This is a genomic window from Micromonospora sp. D75, assembly GCF_018070405.1.
Taxonomy (GTDB): Bacteria; Actinomycetota; Actinomycetes; order Mycobacteriales; family Micromonosporaceae; genus Micromonospora; species Micromonospora chalcea.
Genome location: NZ_JAGPXV010000873.1, coordinates 1 through 1,903 on the forward strand (window position 1 = coordinate 1; position 1,903 = coordinate 1,903).

Genomic DNA, 1,903 nt, shown 5'->3' on the forward strand with positions numbered 1-1,903 from the left:
GCCGGATCACCCGCTGCTGCGACGGACCATTCGGCGCCGTCAAACCATTCGACGCACCATCCTGATTCACCGCCGAACCCCGCACCACCGCCAGAACCCGACGCCCGTCACGCCGCGCATCCGACAAGCGCTGCACCAGCAGCACACCGACACCCTCGCCCCACGCGGTGCCGTCCGCAGACTCGGCGAAGGCCTTGCAGCGGCCGTCCGCCGACAGCCCACCCTGGCGGGAGAACTCGATGAAGGCGCCCGGGGTGGACATCACCGTGACGCCGCCGGCCAGCGCGAGGTCACACTCGCCGGACCGCAGCGCCTGCGCCGCCAGGTGCAACGCCACAAGCGACGACGAACACGCCGTGTCCACAGTCACCGCCGGCCCCTCGAAACCGAACGAGTACGCCACCCGACCCGACAACACGCTCGCGGAGGCACCGGTCGCGCCGTACCCGGCGAGCGACTCACCGGCCTCGCGTACGACGGTCTCGTAGTCCTGGCCGTTGGTGCCGGCGAACACCCCGACGCGGCTGCCGCGCAGCGCGAGCGGTTCGATCCGGGCGTCTTCGAACGCCTCCCAGGAGACCTCCAGCAGCAGCCGCTGCTGCGGGTCCATGGCGAGCGCCTCCCGCGGCGAGATGCCGAAGAACTCCGCGTCGAAGCCGCCCGCGTCGGCCAGGAAGGCCCCGCGCGAGACGTAGGAGTCGGTGCCGGTCAGCGACTCCAGGTCCCAGTGCCGGTTGGCCGGGAAGTCCGACATCGCGTCGGCACCGGCCGTCAGCAGGTCCCAGAGCCCCTCCGGGGACTCGGCTCCGGCCGGGAAACGGCAGCCCATGCCGACGATGACGATCGGGTCGTCGCCCACGACGGGGCCGGTGGCGGCGGGGACGGGCAGCGCCTGCCCGCCGAGCAGCTCGGCGTGGATGTGGCCGGCCAGAGCCGCCGAGTTCGGGTAGTCGAAGGCGAGCGTGGTCGGCAGCGCGAGGCCGGTCGCCGCGTCGAGCCGGTTGCGCAGCTCGACAGCTGCCAGCGAGGTGAAACCGAGATCCTGGAACGCCCGGTCCGGCGCCACCCGCTCGACGGACTCGTGGCCGAGCACGGCGGCGACCTCGGCGCGTACCAGCTCACCGAGGACGCGCAACTGCTCCGCGCCGGGCATTCCCGACAGGCGCAGGCGCAGGTCGGCCGCCGGCACCGGGGCGTCGGCGGGCACCGCCGCGCCGGCCTCGGCCAGCAGGTCGCGGACCAGCGGGTGGGCGCGCCGCGGACCGGTGGCGGCCACCCGGGCCCAGTCGATGTCGGCCACGACGAGGTACGTCTCGTCGCGGTCCAGCGCACGGCTGAAGGCGCGCACGGCTGTCTCCGGTGCCATCGCGCCGAAACCGGTACGGCTGAGCCGCTGTTCGAAGTCGCCCGCGCTCACCCCGCCGTCGGCCCACAGGCCCCAGGCGAGCGAGGTCGCCGGCAGTCCCTCGGCGCGGCGGCGCTGCGCCAGGGCGTCGAGGAACGCGTTGCCGGGCGCGTACGTGGCCTGGCCGGCGGCGCCCATGAGGCCGGCGAGGGAGGAGAAGAGGACGAAGGCGGAGAGGTCGCTGCCCCGGGTCAGCTCGTCCAGGTTGCGCGCGGCGTCGACCTTCGCCCGCAGGGCGGTGGCCAGCTGGTCGACACTCACGGCGTCGACGACGTTGTCGTCGAGGGCGGCGGCGGTGTGCACGACCGCGCTCAGCGGAAGCTCGGCGGGGATCGAGTCGAGCAGCGTCGCGAGCGCGGCCCGGTCGGCCACGTCGCAGGACGCGAGGGTTACCCGCGCGCCGAGCCCGGCGAGTTCCTCGGCGAGGGCGGTCGCGCCGGGCGCCTCGCCACCCCGCCGGCTGACCAGGAGGAGGTGTTCGGCTCCGTCGGCGGCCAG

Annotated in this window: 1 protein-coding gene; it reads right to left on the reverse strand. The window is 74.4% G+C overall.

The window, feature by feature from the left end; translation table 11 throughout:
• A partial coding sequence (locus KBX39_RS30165; RefSeq protein ID WP_210873803.1) for a type I polyketide synthase occupies positions 1-1,903 on the reverse strand: 1,903 nt, incomplete at both ends.